The organism is Spirosoma lituiforme, assembly GCF_054776635.1.
In genome coordinates this window covers 160,921-176,531 of sequence record NZ_BAAHBO010000010.1, presented here as the reverse complement: position 1 = coordinate 176,531, position 15,611 = coordinate 160,921, and the positions used below count along the sequence as shown (strand labels likewise).

General features: G+C 51.2%; 15 protein-coding genes. 10 read left to right on the top strand and 5 right to left on the bottom strand.

Annotated elements, in window-relative coordinates:
- The 5 genes from ACYU87_RS25095 (at position 1) to ACYU87_RS25075 (ending at position 4,438) form a co-directional block, all read left to right on the top strand.
- Positions 1 to 1,530, top strand: coding sequence for a SulP family inorganic anion transporter (locus ACYU87_RS25095; protein ID WP_461136759.1), 1,530 nt, complete (start codon positions 1 to 3; stop codon positions 1,528 to 1,530).
- A gap of 248 nt (positions 1,531 to 1,778) precedes the next feature.
- Positions 1,779 to 2,078, top strand: coding sequence for an ArsR/SmtB family transcription factor (locus ACYU87_RS25090; RefSeq protein WP_461136758.1), 300 nt, complete (start codon positions 1,779 to 1,781; stop codon positions 2,076 to 2,078).
- A 13-nt stretch (positions 2,079 to 2,091) separates the two neighbouring features.
- Positions 2,092 to 3,198, top strand: coding sequence for an NADH:flavin oxidoreductase (locus ACYU87_RS25085; protein ID WP_461136757.1), 1,107 nt, complete (start codon positions 2,092 to 2,094; stop codon positions 3,196 to 3,198).
- Positions 3,199 to 3,458: 260 nt separating this feature from the next.
- Positions 3,459 to 3,827, top strand: a complete 369-nt coding sequence (locus ACYU87_RS25080) for a DUF7674 family protein (RefSeq protein WP_461136756.1) — start codon at positions 3,459 to 3,461, stop codon at positions 3,825 to 3,827.
- 32 nt (positions 3,828 to 3,859) lie between these two features.
- Positions 3,860 to 4,438 carry a GNAT family N-acetyltransferase gene (locus tag ACYU87_RS25075; protein WP_461136755.1) on the top strand — a complete coding sequence of 193 codons (579 nt, stop codon included), beginning with the start codon at positions 3,860 to 3,862 and terminating at the stop codon, positions 4,436 to 4,438.
- Positions 4,439 to 4,711: 273 nt separating this feature from the next.
- Here ACYU87_RS25075 and ACYU87_RS25070 read toward each other — a convergent pair whose 3' ends face one another.
- Entirely contained in the window at positions 4,712 to 4,897 is a 186-nt protein-coding gene (locus ACYU87_RS25070) for a hypothetical protein (RefSeq protein WP_461136754.1), read from the bottom strand.
- A 477-nt stretch (positions 4,898 to 5,374) separates the two neighbouring features.
- Between ACYU87_RS25070 and ACYU87_RS25065 the strand changes: the two genes are divergently transcribed.
- Both ACYU87_RS25065 and ACYU87_RS25060 read left to right on the top strand, forming a co-directional pair.
- Positions 5,375 to 7,144 carry an ATP-binding protein gene (locus ACYU87_RS25065; protein ID WP_461136753.1) on the top strand — a complete coding sequence of 590 codons (1,770 nt, stop codon included), beginning with the start codon at positions 5,375 to 5,377 and terminating at the stop codon, positions 7,142 to 7,144.
- 63 nt (positions 7,145 to 7,207) lie between these two features.
- Positions 7,208 to 7,822, top strand: coding sequence for a response regulator (locus tag ACYU87_RS25060; RefSeq protein WP_461136752.1), 615 nt, complete (start codon positions 7,208 to 7,210; stop codon positions 7,820 to 7,822).
- A 235-nt stretch (positions 7,823 to 8,057) separates the two neighbouring features.
- Here ACYU87_RS25060 and ACYU87_RS25055 read toward each other — a convergent pair whose 3' ends face one another.
- The 4 genes from ACYU87_RS25055 to ACYU87_RS25040 all read right to left on the bottom strand — a co-directional run bounded on the left by ACYU87_RS25055 (position 8,058) and on the right by ACYU87_RS25040 (position 11,515).
- Complete coding sequence (locus ACYU87_RS25055; protein ID WP_461136751.1) at positions 8,058 to 9,482, bottom strand: hypothetical protein; 1,425 nt, start codon at positions 9,480 to 9,482, stop codon at positions 8,058 to 8,060.
- A gap of 78 nt (positions 9,483 to 9,560) precedes the next feature.
- Positions 9,561 to 10,424 carry a hypothetical protein gene (locus ACYU87_RS25050; RefSeq protein WP_461136750.1) on the bottom strand — a complete coding sequence of 288 codons (864 nt, stop codon included), beginning with the start codon at positions 10,422 to 10,424 and terminating at the stop codon, positions 9,561 to 9,563.
- A gap of 97 nt (positions 10,425 to 10,521) precedes the next feature.
- Positions 10,522 to 11,190 carry a hypothetical protein gene (locus ACYU87_RS25045; RefSeq protein WP_461136749.1) on the bottom strand — a complete coding sequence of 223 codons (669 nt, stop codon included), beginning with the start codon at positions 11,188 to 11,190 and terminating at the stop codon, positions 10,522 to 10,524.
- Between the two features lie 169 nt (positions 11,191 to 11,359).
- On the bottom strand, positions 11,360 to 11,515 hold the full coding sequence (locus ACYU87_RS25040) for a hypothetical protein (protein ID WP_461136748.1): 156 nt from the start codon (positions 11,513 to 11,515) through the stop codon (positions 11,360 to 11,362).
- A 90-nt stretch (positions 11,516 to 11,605) separates the two neighbouring features.
- Here ACYU87_RS25040 and pta point away from each other — a divergent pair, with 90 nt between their 5' ends.
- The 3 genes from pta to ACYU87_RS25025 all read left to right on the top strand — a co-directional run bounded on the left by pta (position 11,606) and on the right by ACYU87_RS25025 (position 15,592).
- On the top strand, positions 11,606 to 13,702 hold the full coding sequence (pta, locus tag ACYU87_RS25035) for a phosphate acetyltransferase (RefSeq protein WP_461136747.1): 2,097 nt from the start codon (positions 11,606 to 11,608) through the stop codon (positions 13,700 to 13,702).
- A 23-nt stretch (positions 13,703 to 13,725) separates the two neighbouring features.
- Entirely contained in the window at positions 13,726 to 14,925 is a 1,200-nt protein-coding gene (locus ACYU87_RS25030; protein ID WP_461136746.1) for an acetate/propionate family kinase, read from the top strand.
- Positions 14,926 to 15,058: 133 nt separating this feature from the next.
- Entirely contained in the window at positions 15,059 to 15,592 is a 534-nt protein-coding gene (locus tag ACYU87_RS25025) for a hypothetical protein (RefSeq protein ID WP_461136745.1), read from the top strand.
- Positions 15,593 to 15,611 lie beyond the last annotated feature (19 nt).

Genomic DNA, 15,611 nt, shown 5'->3' with positions numbered 1-15,611 from the left:
ATGAAGGGGTACATTAATCTATTTGACTTCACGCAAAAAGTAAATTACAAAACGGAGATTCTGGCGGGCCTTACCGTTGCCATGACCATGATGCCCGAATCGCTTTCGTTTGCCATTCTGGCTGGTTTTCCGCCTTTGGTCGGTCTCTATGCTGCCTTCATCATGGGGCTTGTCACCGCCGTTTTCGGTGGCCGCCCCGCCCTCATCTCGGGCGGAGCGGGCGCGACGGTTATCGTATTAATTGCCCTCATGAAATCGCATGGCCTCGAGTATGTGTTTGCTGCGGTTGCGCTGGCGGGTGTTATCCAGATTCTGGTGGGCATTTTCAAATTCGGCAAGTTCATCCGCCTGGTTCCCCAGCCCGTTATGTATGGCTTTGTGAACGGGCTGGCCGTTATCATCTTCATGTCGCAGCTTGAACAGTTCAAGACGGTCGTGAATGGCGAATCAACCTGGCTTAGCGGTACACCGCTTCTGATCATGGGCGGTTTGGTCTTACTGACCATCGCCATTATTATTCTCCTGCCCAAAGTTACCAAGGCGCTGCCCCCTTCCCTGGTGGCCATTGTAGTCGTCTTCTTGCTTGTGCTGGGTTTTAATATTGATACGAAAACGGTCCGTGACATTGCTTCGGTAAGCGGTGGTTTCCCCCCGTTTCATATTCCGCAGGTTCCGATCAACCGGGCAACGCTGCAGCTTATTTTCCCCTACGCCTTGATCATGGCCAGCGTTGGTCTTACCGAAGGATTGCTGACGCTGAACCTGGTCGATGAGCTGACCGCCACCCGCGGTAATGGTAACCGGGAATGTATTGCCCAGGGCAGTGCCAATATGTTGAATGGGTTTTTCTTTGGCATGGGAGGCTGCCCGATGATTGCCCAGACGCTGGTAAACCTGTCTGCGGGTGCGCGAGCCCGGTTGTCAGGTATTGTGGCGTCGCTGACGATCTTACTGATTATCCTGGTAGGCGCTCCCGTTATTGAACGGGTTCCGATGGCGGCTTTAACGGGGGTGATGATCATGGTGGCTATCGGCACGTTTGAGTGGGTGAGTTTCCGTATCATCAACAAAATGCCCAAGCAGGATATCTTCGTAGGAATGCTTGTCGCGGTGATCACCATTTACCTGCATAACCTTGCGCTGGCCGTGTTGATCGGGGTGATTATTTCCGCTCTCGTTTTTGCCTGGGAAAGTGCTAAACGCATTCGCGTTCAGCCATTCACCGATGAGATCGGAATCAAACACTACAAGATTTACGGCCCGCTTTTCTTTGGTTCAGTAACCGCTTTCAATGACGCGTTCACGATCCTGACTGACCCCCGCGAAGTGATTATTGACTTCTCGGAAAGCCGGGTGGCCGACATGTCGGGGATTGAAGCCCTCAATAAGCTAACCGAGCGGTACCATAAAGCAGGTAAACGCGTGCAGCTGAAACATCTGAGCCCGGATTGCCGCAAATTGCTGGACAAGGCAACGGATGTGATCGAGGTCAATATTCTCGATGACCCTACGTATCCGGTTGCTGTTTAGCCAGACTCCGCTTGTTACTAATATAAACTAAGTAGTCTCACTGGCTGTTTTTCCGGCTTAAATTACCCGTGAATGACTGGGTAATTTAAGCCGGAAATTGGTTTTGAGAAGAAACTAACCGCTACGTGCCCGTGCCACAGTTTACGAACCGTGGCACGGGCACGGCTGTTTATCCATGTTTACAAAGGCCTGCTTGTAAAAAATACGACTTATTTCTACATATCGGGAAAAGTCGATATATTTGCCACATGGAACAGGTTGACATCTTCAAAGCGCTGTCCAATCAGACGCGTCTGCAAATGCTGGAGTGGCTCAAAGAGCCCGAGATCAATTTCCCTGGTCAGCAGGCATACGGATACGAACAAGGCGTATGCGTTGGGCAGCTACAGGCGAAGGCCAACCTTACCCAGTCAACGGTTTCCGAATACCTCTCCATTCTGCAGCGAGCCGGGTTTATTAAGGCCACCCGCAAAGGGCAATGGACCTATTACAAACGCGACGAAGCAGCTTTTGAGCGGTTAAGTAAACTTATTTCTACAACATTGTAACGCAAACTAAAAGATGAATACCCAGAGTTTGTTCAAGCCGTTTCAGTTAAAAACGCTGAACTTAAGAAACCGGATCGTCATGGCGCCGATGACGCGCTCGTTCTCCCCCGATGGCATACCTACCGAACAGGTAGCCGCCTATTACCAGAAGAGAGCGGAAGGGGAAGTAGGCCTGATTCTATCGGAAGGCACCGTCATTGACCGCCCTTCGGCTTCTAACGACGCCAATGTGCCCCATTTCTACGGTCAGGAAGCGCTGGCGGGCTGGCAGCACGTTATTGACGAGGTGCACGCCAAAGGAGGGCAGATGGGGCCGCAGATCTGGCACATGGGTGTTATGGACAACCACCGTTCCGGATGGGTACCGCCCGTGCCTTTTGAAGGACCGTCGGGGCTCAACCGGCCGGGCTTTACCAATGGTTCGGCCATGACCCAAAAAGACATCGACGACACCGTTCTGGCCTTTGGGAAAGCCGCTGCTGATGCAAAGAAAGCCGGCTTTGACTGTGTCGAAATTCACGGGGCGCATGGTTACCTGATCGATCAGTTCTTCTGGGATGCGACCAATTTACGGACCGACGTCTACGGTGGCAAAACCCTGGCGGAGCGTACACGTTTTGCCACGGATGTAATTAAAGAAGTCAGAAAACAGGTAGGTGACGACTTTGCGGTGATCATCCGATTATCTCAGTTCAAGCCCGCTGAGTATACCCACAAACTAGCCGAGACACCACAGGAAATGGCCGCCTGGCTTGAGCCGTTGGTAGACGCAGGCGTTGATATACTTCACTGTTCACAACGTCGTTTTTGGGAGCCGGAATTTGATGGATCCGACCTCAACTTTGCGGGCTGGGCCAAAAAGCTGACCGGCAAAACCACCATTACGGTGGGTTCGGTAGGTCTCACCGGTGAATTTTTCGGCGCTTTTGCGGGCGAAAGCTCCCAGCCAGCCTCCCTGGATGAGCTGAACAAACGGATGGACCGGGGTGATTTTGACCTCGTTGCTGTAGGCAGGCCGCTCTTGTCTGATCCTAACTGGGTCGCCAAAATAAAGACAGGCCGAACCAGTGAGTTGAAAGGCTTCAGCAAAGAGGCCTTTGCCGAACTGGTCATGGAGTAAGTTCGCCACCGAATTACAACTGGTTCTTCTATAGCCAGCACAGAAAAAGCTCCATCAGGAGCTTTTTCTGTTTTTAGATAACCGGCCTTAGAACAAAAGCCTGGCGCTTCAGAATGATAAATCATCCTGCCGAAATGAATCGTTTTTTGCGATCACCGGCAAACCATGCAACGCATAATCATCAGATTTATAGCTCATTGGCACAGTTCCCCTGAAAATGGCCCCGAATTGGCATACTCATCTGAAAAGTATGCTATTATATGGAAACCATCATCGACCAAAGCAGCTTACGCAGCTTATTGATTGAACAAATACCGGAAGCCCGCAAGGAATTTGGGGCTTTACCAGGCGAGGCCAGCGTGTATACCACCTTGCACAAACTCTACGAAGTTACCTCGGTGCTGGCGCATCAGAATCGGTTCAAAGCCGTTAAGCGATGTTTACTGGCCGCCGAGGATCTACTACTCCATGCTGAATCTAAAATCAGCAACGCCGTCTGCACGATCTATGTTTATCAGTTAGCCATGCTGCTGGATAAGCGGGATGCTCGGGCTGAAGTCATTCACTATCTATTGCCCCGGGCGCTGCGGGCTGAATACCGTCGCCAACTAACAATCTGCCTTCCTTAATCAGACATACGTACGCGCTTAACGGACAACTCATGGATACTGACTGTATAATCTCGATTGCTTCCCGTGAGCATTTTCCCCAGGCGGATTCGATCTGCCACCATATGGCCCAGAGTACGCTGAGCCGCGGAACTGGCATTGCTGGTCGCACGGCCGAATCGATCCGCCGGAAAATGGACGAGGGGAAAGCCATCATTGCTACCTTACCGACCGGGCAGTGGATTGGCTTTACGTACCTGGATGTGTGGGAAGGAGGTGCGTTTTTTTCGCAGTCGGGCTTGATTGTTGACCCTACTTTCCGGCACCACGGCGTGGCCAGTCAACTCAAACACGCCTTGTTTGACCTAAGTCGGCAGCTTTTCCCCAACGCAAAAATTTTTAGTATCACCACCAATCAAGCCGTCATGGGGCTCAATACCCAACTCGGCTTTCGACCCGTGGCGTTCTCGGAATTACCCCAGGAAACGCGTTTCTGGAAACAATGCGCGAGTTGCCAGAACTGTGATATCCTGGCCCGGACAGGCGGAAAATATTGTCTTTGCATGGGCATGTTATTCGATCCGGCCCACCCGATGCCAACCTCTCTGGCCGAGGCCTGTGTTCATGGATAGGTTCGCCCATCGCTTAAGCACAGATAAAAATTTCTCGTAAAAACGCGTTCCCGGCTTTTCTGAAGGTATCTCAGTCCATACGCGGCATCTTCAGAAAAGTCAGGAACGTGTTTGTGGCTTGATCGGGCTGGTTTGTTTTCGTTAAAATTCCCGAAAACAAACCAGCCGTGCGTGAATGATGGAAGAGAATTTCGGTTAATGTCAGTCAAAAAATTGGGTGTGGATAGTCAACGTCAAGTTAACGGTGTATGGTTTATCTGTAGGAATAACGGCTTAGCAGGTCTCTGCGTTATCCTCCTCATTTTCATCCGGAAAATCACCCATAAGCAGCGAATGAACGTATTCATAAACCCGACTGCGGTATAGCGCGAAGGTATACTCAAATGCTTCGTCAACGACAATCGCTTTACGAGGGTACTCGTCCGTCTGGCCTTTATGCAGGGTGTCGTCTTGTTTCATAGTCTGTAGTCTTGTTGGTTGATCGGGTTATCGAATTCCTGAAACGCTGGAAATACTGCTGCATAACAGGAGAGCGATGAAAAGTTGAACGCTTGCAAGGCTTGACGAAAGTGGATAAAAAGAGGGCATACAGTGGTGACCCCTCCGTACTTAGGTTTACAATTGAGGCAAAAGTAGCACGCGATATTCCCTAATAATATACCTGCTATCAGGTAGAAAAACACCTTTTTCACTAAAATACTCGACTGTATCCAGTTTATTTACTACCTGCCATCAGGTATATGTTCGTTTCACGATTGATGTGATCTTTGTAGCACAGAAATTGACTCTGTAAACGTGATTTCGTTTTGCCTATAAATCCATAAATCCATCCGATTCAACACTGTCCATATCGGCACCAGGACCAGCCTGCTGGTAGCAGCCTTCCTTTGCCTAGTCTGCACGAGCAGACTTTATGGGCAGTCGGATAGGCAGACAATGTGTCCAGCTGTCAGGCCGGTGGTCGTGGATAGTCGGTTTGGTTCGGCATCCGTGAACGACCGGGTGCTGATTTACAAAGTAGCCGCGAATCAAAAGCATCCCACAAAGCCTATTCCGGAGACAACTTCAGCAGGCTTTTTACCCAATACCGACTCGCAACACGTGCTGATCGGACCGGCGTATGCGTATCCAGAAGCCTGGGTATACCTGCCGCTGGTTAACCCGACCGGGTCAGGGCGGAACCTGATCGTAGACCTCGACCATAATCGCTGTGATACGCTGGACGCGTACCTGCTGCGTGGCCACCAACGGCCACCAATCCAGGTAGAGAAGTTATTCCGGGGCCTTCCGCCCGGACAACGGGCCGTACCGGTTCGGGATTTTGCTTTGTCTTTTGAGCTGGTCCCCCACGACAGTGTAGGGTTGTTATTGCACAGCCATCGCACAACGGGTATCCATGAATTGAGCATTGCCCTGTCAACCGAGAAACAGTTCTTCATCAAAAATGACGGAGAAGCGATCATTCGAATAGCCGCCCTGACGAGTGCCTTCTTTTTTGTGTTTACGGTGTGCTCCCTGGGGCTGATTTTCAACCATCGGCTGTTGGTTTATTTTGGCCTATATGTGTTGCCCGTTGCCGTCGGCCAACTCAATTACAACTACTTTTTTGATGGCTTCCCTTTTCCGTCCTGGCTAGGTCTGAACGCCAACTCTGTCGGACTCTTCATCATATTTCTGGCTAACTCGTTGCTGCATCCTTTCGGTGTAGCGTACCTTAAAAACCTTAACTTATACGGACGCTGGCAGCGGTACGCCGTGCTGGTTTTAGTGGTAGCCAATCTGATACAGATGCTGCTGCTGCTGTTTCCGCTCTCTGCCCTCACTAACGTCATTGTTACCCGAGCAAGCCTCCTGCTGACTACCCTGAATATCGGCTGGCTGTTTTACATTTCGGTGGTCGGTTTCATTAAAAAACGGGAAGTATACCTACTACTGACGGTTACGCTGGTATTTTTGCCCGTCCTGTACCGGACCTATGGTCAGTCTACTCCGGCCCTGAGCTACAGCCACTTCCAGCCGTTTTATCTGCTGCTGGTCTTTGGCTTTTTAATCGTTTCCCTATTTCGCCGGGAACTCATTAGCCGGCAGATGACCGAGCAGACGATACGGCAGGTGCAGACAAATCTCGAGCAGTTACGCAAAGCCGAGATTGAGCAGATTGGGCGTAATCTCCACGACCAGTTGGGCAATACGCTGGCGTCGGCGCTGGGGTATCTGACCATGCAGGCGCCCCGGATAACCCTTGCCCGAGACATGATTCTGGAAGCCATTAACGAAACACGGGTGATCAGCCACAATCTGGTCAAGGATGATGAGCGGGTGCTAACCGAAAAGCTGGATGATCTGGCCGATCGCTTCAATGATTTCTCCCCGATCTCGTTCAGCTACGTCGACTTTACCGAGCAGCAGATCAACCAGTTAACGCCCCTCAAGCAGCAGGGCATTTACCAGATTGTGCAGGAAGTGCTCAATAACATCATCAAACACTCCGAGGCCAAGGAAGTCACCATTCAGGCCTTTCTGAGCGAAGGCGTTGTGCGCGTAAGTATTGACGATGACGGCATTGGGTATACGCCAACCGCTCAAACCAGTGGTATTGGCATCGGCAATATGCATAAACGGGCGAAGCTGGCCAATCTGAAACTAGTCATTGACGGCGGCTACGGCGGCACATCGGTAAGTATCGAAACGCCGTTGGCCGACTGATTGGCCAGAATCCCGCAACCCAGCCCCGAAACGAACAACCAACCGTAAACACTCTTTTTACCCATGAAGATAAAAACCGTTATCATCGACGATCATGCTTTGTTCAACGACGGGTTGGCGCTGATTCTCAAGGAATCGGGGTTGTTCGACGTAGTCGGTCAGGTATACGATAGCCGCCAGGCGATGTACACCTGCCAGGGTATGGTGCTGGACCTGATCCTGGTTGATTACAACATGCCCCACCTGAACGGGCTGGAGATAGTAGCGCAGCTGAAAACCCTGCTCAATAAACCGCGCATCGTCATCATCAGCATGTATGCTCAGAAGCGGGAGCTGAACCTGTTTTCGGCGGCTAATGTAGATGGGTATCTGGCCAAGACAACCCCTTCGGCCGAGTTGATTACCAGTCTGCAAAAAATCATGTCCGGCGATCGTATTCTGAGTTTGGGTCGTCCGCAGAAGGAGAGCACGGTCAATGATTTTTTTGCGCTGAAACACCAGCTCACTAAACGCGAGTATGAGATTGTTCTCTCTTTGAAAGAAGGCAACACAACCGAACAGACCGCCCAGGCAATGGGTCTGAGTTATCTAACGGTCGAAACTCACCGGAAAAATATCAACGCCAAGCTGAAGCTCAGCAGCAAGCAGGAGTTTTACGATTTTCTGCAAAGCCTGTAATGGAGAACGGTCTAACGTATAGCTGAATACGTCATACCGTTCTCCATAGTAGCACTTTCGCCAAAGCGGCTAGTTATAACCTGCGCAAGTCTTCCAGTGAGACCAGGCGCTGATTCACCTGGTCTCACTGGAAGACAATTAAATGCAGAACAGCCCGAGTGACAAACAGAAAGCTATGCTTCATATACATAGTGTTATTTACAGAAGCATAGCTTTCTGTATCAGGCTGTATTTTCTAGTTTTTGATAAGCTGAATTTCGAACAGTGTACCAATTCCGGTTCCTGAACCACCCGCAGGGTTCGCGAGTATTTTTATCCCTCCCGTACTACCAAAATAACACGATTGCCCCTGTGTTAGCCTCACAAAGCCAACAAACGTATTTGCCGTACCTGTTTCGTTTGTCTCAGCTACATAATCGGAGTCAATTGAAAATCGAACAATCCAATTATTAGTTGATGCATCAGCTACTCCCACGACGATATTTGTGGACAGGGTTGCGCCAGCGAGTTTGGTGTTAGTAACTGTCATTGTTACTCTATACAGCCCGGTTATAGGAGCGGTGAACGCATTGGTTGATGTATTGAAGTCGCTGTTGGGATCGTCAATTTCATTGTGATTAGTAATCTTGTATATAGTGGCGTTAGCGGTACCAGCGGCAAAATCGGATGCCAGATAGGAGCGAAAAATCCCCTTAACCTGATCAATCTTTTTCTTAATAACCCCGTCGGCATCAGCTACCAATGCCACGTCCGATGTACTGGTACTTGCATCGATTGTCCGAATCCTAGCGCTTCCATTAACATCCAGCTTTTGGGTTGGCGTTATCGTGCCAATACCCACATTACCATTAACGCCGACACTCATCACTACGTTGCCGCTCACCGCGCCATCATCTGAAACTGACTGAAAGTTGAGAAACCCCACTCCAGAGTTTAGCTTTGTCATGTTGACCTTCATCACCCGCTGACCGACGTTGTTATCTTTCCCTTCGAAGTAAATTCCGGGGCCAGCAAACCCAGCATCATTGGTAGACCCTGTAATTACAATTCCTGGTGTTAGATACGATGTCGAAATGCCGGAGGTGTAGTTATCCTGGGCTACGTTTAACCGCCCCATGGGACTGGCAGTACCAATTCCCACATTGTTGTTGACCGCATTTACGTTGAACGTCGAGCCATCTACGGTAAAGTGGCTGGTGCCACTGGTCGCCGTGGAGGTAAAAGCCAGCGTGTTGGCCCCCTGGGCCACCGTAGTATTCTTGCTCAGCGTGCCGCCCAGGCCCACATTGCCTGCGCTGTTGTAGCCCACCGTCAACCCGTTGTCGGCCCCTGATTGGGCACCGCTTTTCTTGCTCACCCAGCCCGTGCCGTCCCAATAGTACTCGCCCACGCCCCCGGCGGGATAAGTTGTGTTACTGGAGGTAAGGCCAGCGCTGGTGTTGTAGACGCTCATCCCGGCCACCGCGGTGCCCGATAGCCCCCAGGTGGTGGTGGTGGTTAGGGCCACCCGGGGCATGAGCAGGCCCTTGTTGGTGCTTTCGATTTCCAGGGCAGATCCCCCATTGATGGTGCCGGGATTATCGCCCACTTTCACCTGCGCTTGGGCCGTGGTCAAACAGGCCAGCGAGGTCATAATAAAGAAAATATATCTGATTTTCATAATATGATCATTTTAATTAATTATTATTGTCTAGCTAACAAACCATGTTGTTTGATTGCACTACGGATTAGATTTTGCTTATTTTAATCGCTCGATCATAATCAAAGAGCGATATGCCTGACCTGTTCCAGGAGACATTCTAGTTACTGGCGTAAAATTGTTTCCTCCAACAATTAGCAAGAGATCAACAGTCTGTGTTGTTTGTAGATTAAGGTAGTCGACTATAGTTCCAGTTGTAGAAATACTAGTAGTACCACTCACTACTCCTTCCGCAAAAGAATACTCATTATTATTAACAGCTATTTTAACGCTTGCCACGTTATTATCAGAAGCAGCTGCGAAGTAACCTGTTAGCCGAAGCGTAATACGAAACAATCCGGCGGGTAAAACGATCTGGTCGGTTGTTCTGACAGGTGTTCCCTGCCCGGCTGATAGAGAAACACCTTCTGAAAAGGAAGCGCCTTCAATAGTGTTAACAAAGTTTTCTGCACCGTTTGGCGCAAGTACCATCTCCGCTGCTGAATTGTTATTACTGAACCGAAGGGGGGCCTGCAAACCAGCTGTGTACGTGTTATTATTCAATCCAATGCGCATGTACTGCCCTGCTTTACTTTCAGCTCCCTGAAGAACGGTAGTTGATACAAAGGCTTTCCATTGAGTACCATTCCAGTAGTAGTAACCGGGGGCTACCTCATAGGGGGTAGTTCCGGAAGTAGCCGTGTTGTAAACAAGCAAACTGGTGCTGGGGGAAGTGACTGGTGCGGCAACGTTGGTTGCGGTGAGTGCTATACGGGGAGGCAGAAATCCTTTGTTAGTCGTTTCCAGTTCGAGTACAGCACTGGGCTGTATTGTACCGGGGTTATCGCCTACTTTCACCTGCGCCTGTACGGTGCAAAACCACAGAGTAGCGAACAGACTAAGAAATAAATGTTTGATTTTCATTGCGTTATATTTTATAAAAGTTTACATCAACTAATGATTGTCAGATACCGGTTTGCCTTTTTGGCACGCTGGGCCAGCTGGTATGAGCCCGTGGCCCTCAATAGCCCACTATCGGTTCCGGGGGGGGCGTCGACTCGTCGGCGGGTGGGCCTGGTACCCTTACCGTCAGTTCACCCATTGACCGGTTCTCGTGGAGTTTCCCTACCCAATGCAGGGTATCGGGTGCCAGCATCGCCCACACGGCTAACTGATCGGGCGGGCGGCTGGTCGGTCCGGGCTGTCGGGTCAGCTGTGTGTTCATGGCCGGATTGAGCAGTTTCCCGGTTGGCAATAGACGCAGCTGGGCCTGCGTACCTAGTGTCAGCGTGGCCATCCGGACGTCCAGGGTACCAGTTTCAATTGTCAGGCTTCGCTCTATTCGCAGATCACCCTGAAGCGTGACGCCTTTTTCGGACCGGATGTGCAGATGGGCCAGCCGACTATGCCGGGCTACCAACCGAGCGGGCTTTTCCCCCTGCATCGACAGAACGCCATCGCCCACAACATCGGCACGGTCCAGCACCAGGTCGCCCCGAACCGTCAGGGTATCACTGCCATGCAGGCCCAGTACGGAACCGAACACGCCCAGCCCTGCCATTCCGGGCGGCTGATCTGCGTACTCATGCGATTGCGCCCAGCCCAAGACCGGCAGCAGGAAAGCCACCAGCAACAGGCGTAAAGCAAGTCGATGAGTAAGACGTGTACGTATCGGGAAACCCTCTTTCATACCAGCTTTTTGCCTGTTTGTCTATCGGGGTTACCATGATCAAAGAGGCTACTTATCGCTGGGGTACAATATATTTGCCATTATTGTCTGCCCGCCCTGGTCAATTGTCGGAATGGCCTGTTTAAAGCAGTCAACACACCAGTACACGCTACGAATACTCATTTTGTCTTTACACCCTCTCTGGTAGGGATTTATACATATACCACTGCCGATTGAGTTGGGCATACTCTTTGTACCGAGTCGTCGATCGTCCGTTGCCTGGCACAACCATCCACAGATCAGCGGGTTTGGGTGATTGGTTGCCGAGCCGATTTATAGTATACATTCGCGGAAACTAATTCGATAGCCTCAGGTTCTACCTTTGCCGACAGGAACTGGAGTTTGTCCTGTTGCCTCTTGAATTATTCTTCGTTTCATGACAAAAGCTATTTTCATCGCGTCCGTAGAGCCGTATACCGGCAAATCACTTCTCGCGCTGGGCCTGGTGAACAGCCTGCTGGGGAAAACGCAGAAGGTCGGTTACTTCAAACCCATCATTACGCAGCAGCTTCCGGGTCAGAAAGAAATCCATATTGAGGCTATTCTGGACTACTTTGCGCTGCCGATCAGCTACGAAGATACGTATGCGTTTACCCGCCAGGAGGCCCTGCAACGCATGGAGCTGGAAGGGCGGAGCGAGATGCTGAACACGATCATCAGTAAATACAAGAAGCTGGAAGAAAGCTGCGATTTTACGATCATCGAAGGCAGCGATTTTCTGGGCGAGGGCATTGCCTTTGAGTTCGAATCGAACGCCGATATCGCCAAAAATCTGGGTGTACCCGTCCTGATCATCATTAGTGGCGAAAACAAATCCACCGCGCAGATCATCAGCTCGGCCCTGAGCGCGTTGCAAGGCTTCGAGAGTCGGGAAGTGCAGGTGCTAGGTCTAGTTGCTAACCGGGTGCAGCCCGAGCAGGTAGACGACGTTCGGGAGTTGCTCCGGATGCAGTTACCTACCGACATGATGCTTACTGTCATTCCGTGGGAAAAGCAACTGCAAAGCCCGACCATGAAGGAGATTCGGGATGCGCTGGGGGCCAAAGTGCTCGTTGGCGAAAGCCTGCTATCCAATCAGGTCGACAATTTTGTGACGGGGGCCATGATGCTGCCCAACTTCCTGAATTACATCAAAGAAAACGTACTGATCGTAACACCGGGCGACCGGGGCGACATCATCATCGGCGCGTTACAGGCAAATCTATCCGCGAATTATCCGAAAGTTGCGGGTATTGTGCTGACGGCCGGGACAGTACCCGACGAACCCGTTACGCGCCTGATCGAGGGATTGCAGACGGTTATTCCGATCCTGACCGTACAGCAGGGCACCTTTGGCACAACGACCGCCATCGGCGGCATTCACTCCCGCATTACGGTCGACAACCGGAAGAAGATTGAACTGGCGATCGATGTGTTCGAGAAGAACGTAGACACCAAAGCGCTGGATGCTCGCCTGGTCACGTTCCGATCGGAGGGCATAACGCCACACATGTTTCAGTATCAGCTCGTTAAAACGGCCCGGAGTCAGCGGAAGCACATTGTCTTGCCGGAAGGGAACGACGACCGAATTCTGAAAGCGGCTGTGCGGCTGGTGACCCAGAACGTGGTGGACCTGACCATTCTGGGCGACGAAACCGAAGTATTAGCTTCCATCAAACGGCTGGGCCTAACGCTCGATACCAGCGTCGTGAACATCGTCAATCCGGCTACTTCGGAAAATTACGAAGCCTACTCAGCCACGCTGTACGAACTGCGCAAAGCCAAAAATGTGAACCTGGACATGGCGCGGGACATGATGCTGGATGTATCGTATTTCGGTACCATGATGGTGTATCAGGGACACGCCGATGGCATGGTTTCGGGGGCGGTCCACACTACCCAGCACACTATTCGCCCGGCTCTGCAATTTATCAAAACCAAACCGGGCGTATCGCTGGTCTCGTCGGTTTTCTTCATGTGCCTGCCCGACCGCGTATCCGTCTTCGGTGATTGTGCCGTGAACCCGAATCCGACGGCACCGCAACTGGCCGAAATCGCTATTTCTTCCGCCGAGAGCAGTGCCCGGTTTGGTATCGAGCCACGCATCGCCATGCTGTCTTATTCGTCGGGCACGTCGGGCGAAGGCGAAGACGTAGAAAAAGTGCGGCAGGCCACGGCCATCGTTCGGGCGAAGCGCCCCGATCTGAAAATCGAAGGGCCAATCCAGTACGATGCTGCGGTTGATCCTTCGGTAGGCAGCCAGAAGTTACCCAACTCCGACGTAGCCGGTCGGGCCAGCGTACTGATCTTCCCCGATTTGAATACGGGCAACAACACCTACAAGGCCGTTCAGCGGGAAACGGGTGCGCTCGCCATCGGCCCCATGCTGCAAGGGCTCAACAAACCCATCAACGATCTGAGTCGGGGCTGTACGGTCGATGACGTCTTTAACACCGTCGTTATTACGGCCATTCAATGTCAGGATAGCCAATAGCCAACTCGCTCATTTTCAGATTTATGTATATTCTAGTGATCAATGCGGGCAGCAGCTCGTTAAAATATCAGTTGTTCGATATGCCTTCCGACAAACCGCTGTGCACGGGATTGATCGAACGGATTGGCACCAACGAGGCCTTTATCAAACACAAAATTCTGACGACTGAACCCGCTCAAACCATCGAGCGAAAAGGCCCGATAGCTGACCATACGGCCGGTCTCCAGCAGGTTCTCCAGCTATTACTAGACCCTGACACTGGCTTGATTCACTCGGTCGATGAGATCAAGGCGGTTGGGCACCGGGTTGTGCACGGGGGCGAACGCTTTGCCAGCGCGACTCTGATTACGCCAGCGGTGAAAGAAACGATTAAAGCCCTGTTTCCGCTGGCTCCGCTCCATAACCCCATCAATTACCAGTGCATCGACATTGCCGAGCATACGTTTCCCAATGCCCGACAAATCGCGGTTTTTGACACGGCTTTTCACCAGACCATGCCCGAGTATGCGTTCCGGTACGCCATTCCCGAATCGTTGTACACAGACGGTGGCATTCGGGTGTACGGATTCCACGGCACCAGCCATAAATACGTGAGCGAACAGGCTGCGGTCTGGTTGGGAAAACCGGATGCCAAACTAATCAGCATTCATCTGGGAAATGGATGCAGCATGACCGCCGTACGGGCCGGGCAGTCGATCGATACCAGCATGGGCTTCAGTCCGCTGGCGGGTCTGGTTATGGGAACCCGTTCGGGCGATGTCGATCCGGCCATTATTTTCCACCTGATGTCAACGGGCTACAGTCCCGATGACGTAAATACGCTGCTCAATAAACAGTCGGGTATGCAGGGCCTTACCGGCCAGAGCGATATGCGCGATATTCGGAAAGCGCTGGAGTCAGGCGATCGGGCAGCGGCTCTAGCCCTCGACATCTACGCGTACCGAATTCGAAAATACATTGGCGCGTATGCCGCCGTGTTGAACGGGCTGGATGCCCTGATCTTTACCGCAGGAGTAGGCGAAAACGACACGGCTATGCGCCAACAGGTTTGCGATGGTCTCGACTTTCTGAACATTCATCTCGACTCCGAAAAGAACAGCATTCCCTCAGCGGGTATTCGGGAAATTAACCGCAGCGATTCGGCAGTTAAAATTCTGGTAATACCCACCAACGAAGAGCTGGAGATCGCTAATCAGAGTTACGCGGTGCTGGATACTATATAACGTTCGCTTAATCAATAAATAGCAGCTTTTAGCTTACTTATTTGTTTATTAGCAGGCTACAATTCATTTTTATACAAAAATCCATTTTTGTAAATAACAAGTTAACAATCAATTCATTTTATCGGTAGATTGAATGATAGATACGTATATGGCTACCAGGCTTATTCCCCGGAATACACTTACTAGTTTGGCACTGCTGTGGATCGGTTTAAGCTGCCAGCCTAAGGCAGCTTCCGATCCGATAGCACCCGTAGCGGCTTCGTTTACTATGGCGGGCAAATACACGATCACCGCTATTCGAATCAGCCCGGCGGTTCAATCAGGGGAGGATGTGATGGCCATGTACGCTGACTCATCCGGCTCATCGCCCTGCCTGAGTGATGTTACCATCCAGTTTGACCCAACCGGATGGCTAAGTTTCAGCAAGCCATCCGGCTGCGAACAGAACAATGACCTGACAGAAGCAACAGGACTACACTACGGAGACAGATGGTCTGTGGAAACCAATACGTTGGTGATAGACGATATTGGCAAAAAAACCCAGTACGATATGGCAGTAGATGGAAAGCAAGTTACGTTGAGCCTGAATATTGACAAAGATTACAGCAGTAGTCTGGATAGCAACGATCCTGGCTTTACGCTTACCATAGAGCTGAAAAAGTTGTAAGGAGTAGCGCTGAGTGGAC

What these genes read in the sequence shown, in the direction of transcription:
- ACYU87_RS25030 (WP_461136746.1), top strand. Translation starts at nt 13,726, where the DNA reads ATGTATATTCTAGTGATCAATGCGGGCAGCAGCTCGTTAAAATATCAG.
- ACYU87_RS25050 (WP_461136750.1), bottom strand. Translation starts at nt 10,424, where the DNA reads ATGAAAATCAAACATTTATTTCTTAGTCTGTTCGCTACTCTGTGGTTT.
- ACYU87_RS25095 (WP_461136759.1), top strand. Translation starts at nt 1, where the DNA reads ATGAAGGGGTACATTAATCTATTTGACTTCACGCAAAAAGTAAATTAC.
- ACYU87_RS25065 (WP_461136753.1), top strand. Translation starts at nt 5,375, where the DNA reads ATGTGTCCAGCTGTCAGGCCGGTGGTCGTGGATAGTCGGTTTGGTTCG.
- ACYU87_RS25090 (WP_461136758.1), top strand. Translation starts at nt 1,779, where the DNA reads ATGGAACAGGTTGACATCTTCAAAGCGCTGTCCAATCAGACGCGTCTG.
- ACYU87_RS25055 (WP_461136751.1), bottom strand. Translation starts at nt 9,482, where the DNA reads ATGAAAATCAGATATATTTTCTTTATTATGACCTCGCTGGCCTGTTTG.
- pta (WP_461136747.1), top strand. Translation starts at nt 11,606, where the DNA reads ATGACAAAAGCTATTTTCATCGCGTCCGTAGAGCCGTATACCGGCAAA.
- ACYU87_RS25060 (WP_461136752.1), top strand. Translation starts at nt 7,208, where the DNA reads ATGAAGATAAAAACCGTTATCATCGACGATCATGCTTTGTTCAACGAC.
- ACYU87_RS25025 (WP_461136745.1), top strand. Translation starts at nt 15,059, where the DNA reads ATGATAGATACGTATATGGCTACCAGGCTTATTCCCCGGAATACACTT.
- ACYU87_RS25045 (WP_461136749.1), bottom strand. Translation starts at nt 11,190, where the DNA reads ATGAAAGAGGGTTTCCCGATACGTACACGTCTTACTCATCGACTTGCT.
- ACYU87_RS25085 (WP_461136757.1), top strand. Translation starts at nt 2,092, where the DNA reads ATGAATACCCAGAGTTTGTTCAAGCCGTTTCAGTTAAAAACGCTGAAC.
- ACYU87_RS25040 (WP_461136748.1), bottom strand. Translation starts at nt 11,515, where the DNA reads ATGTATACTATAAATCGGCTCGGCAACCAATCACCCAAACCCGCTGAT.
- ACYU87_RS25080 (WP_461136756.1), top strand. Translation starts at nt 3,459, where the DNA reads ATGGAAACCATCATCGACCAAAGCAGCTTACGCAGCTTATTGATTGAA.
- ACYU87_RS25075 (WP_461136755.1), top strand. Translation starts at nt 3,860, where the DNA reads ATGGATACTGACTGTATAATCTCGATTGCTTCCCGTGAGCATTTTCCC.
- ACYU87_RS25070 (WP_461136754.1), bottom strand. Translation starts at nt 4,897, where the DNA reads ATGAAACAAGACGACACCCTGCATAAAGGCCAGACGGACGAGTACCCT.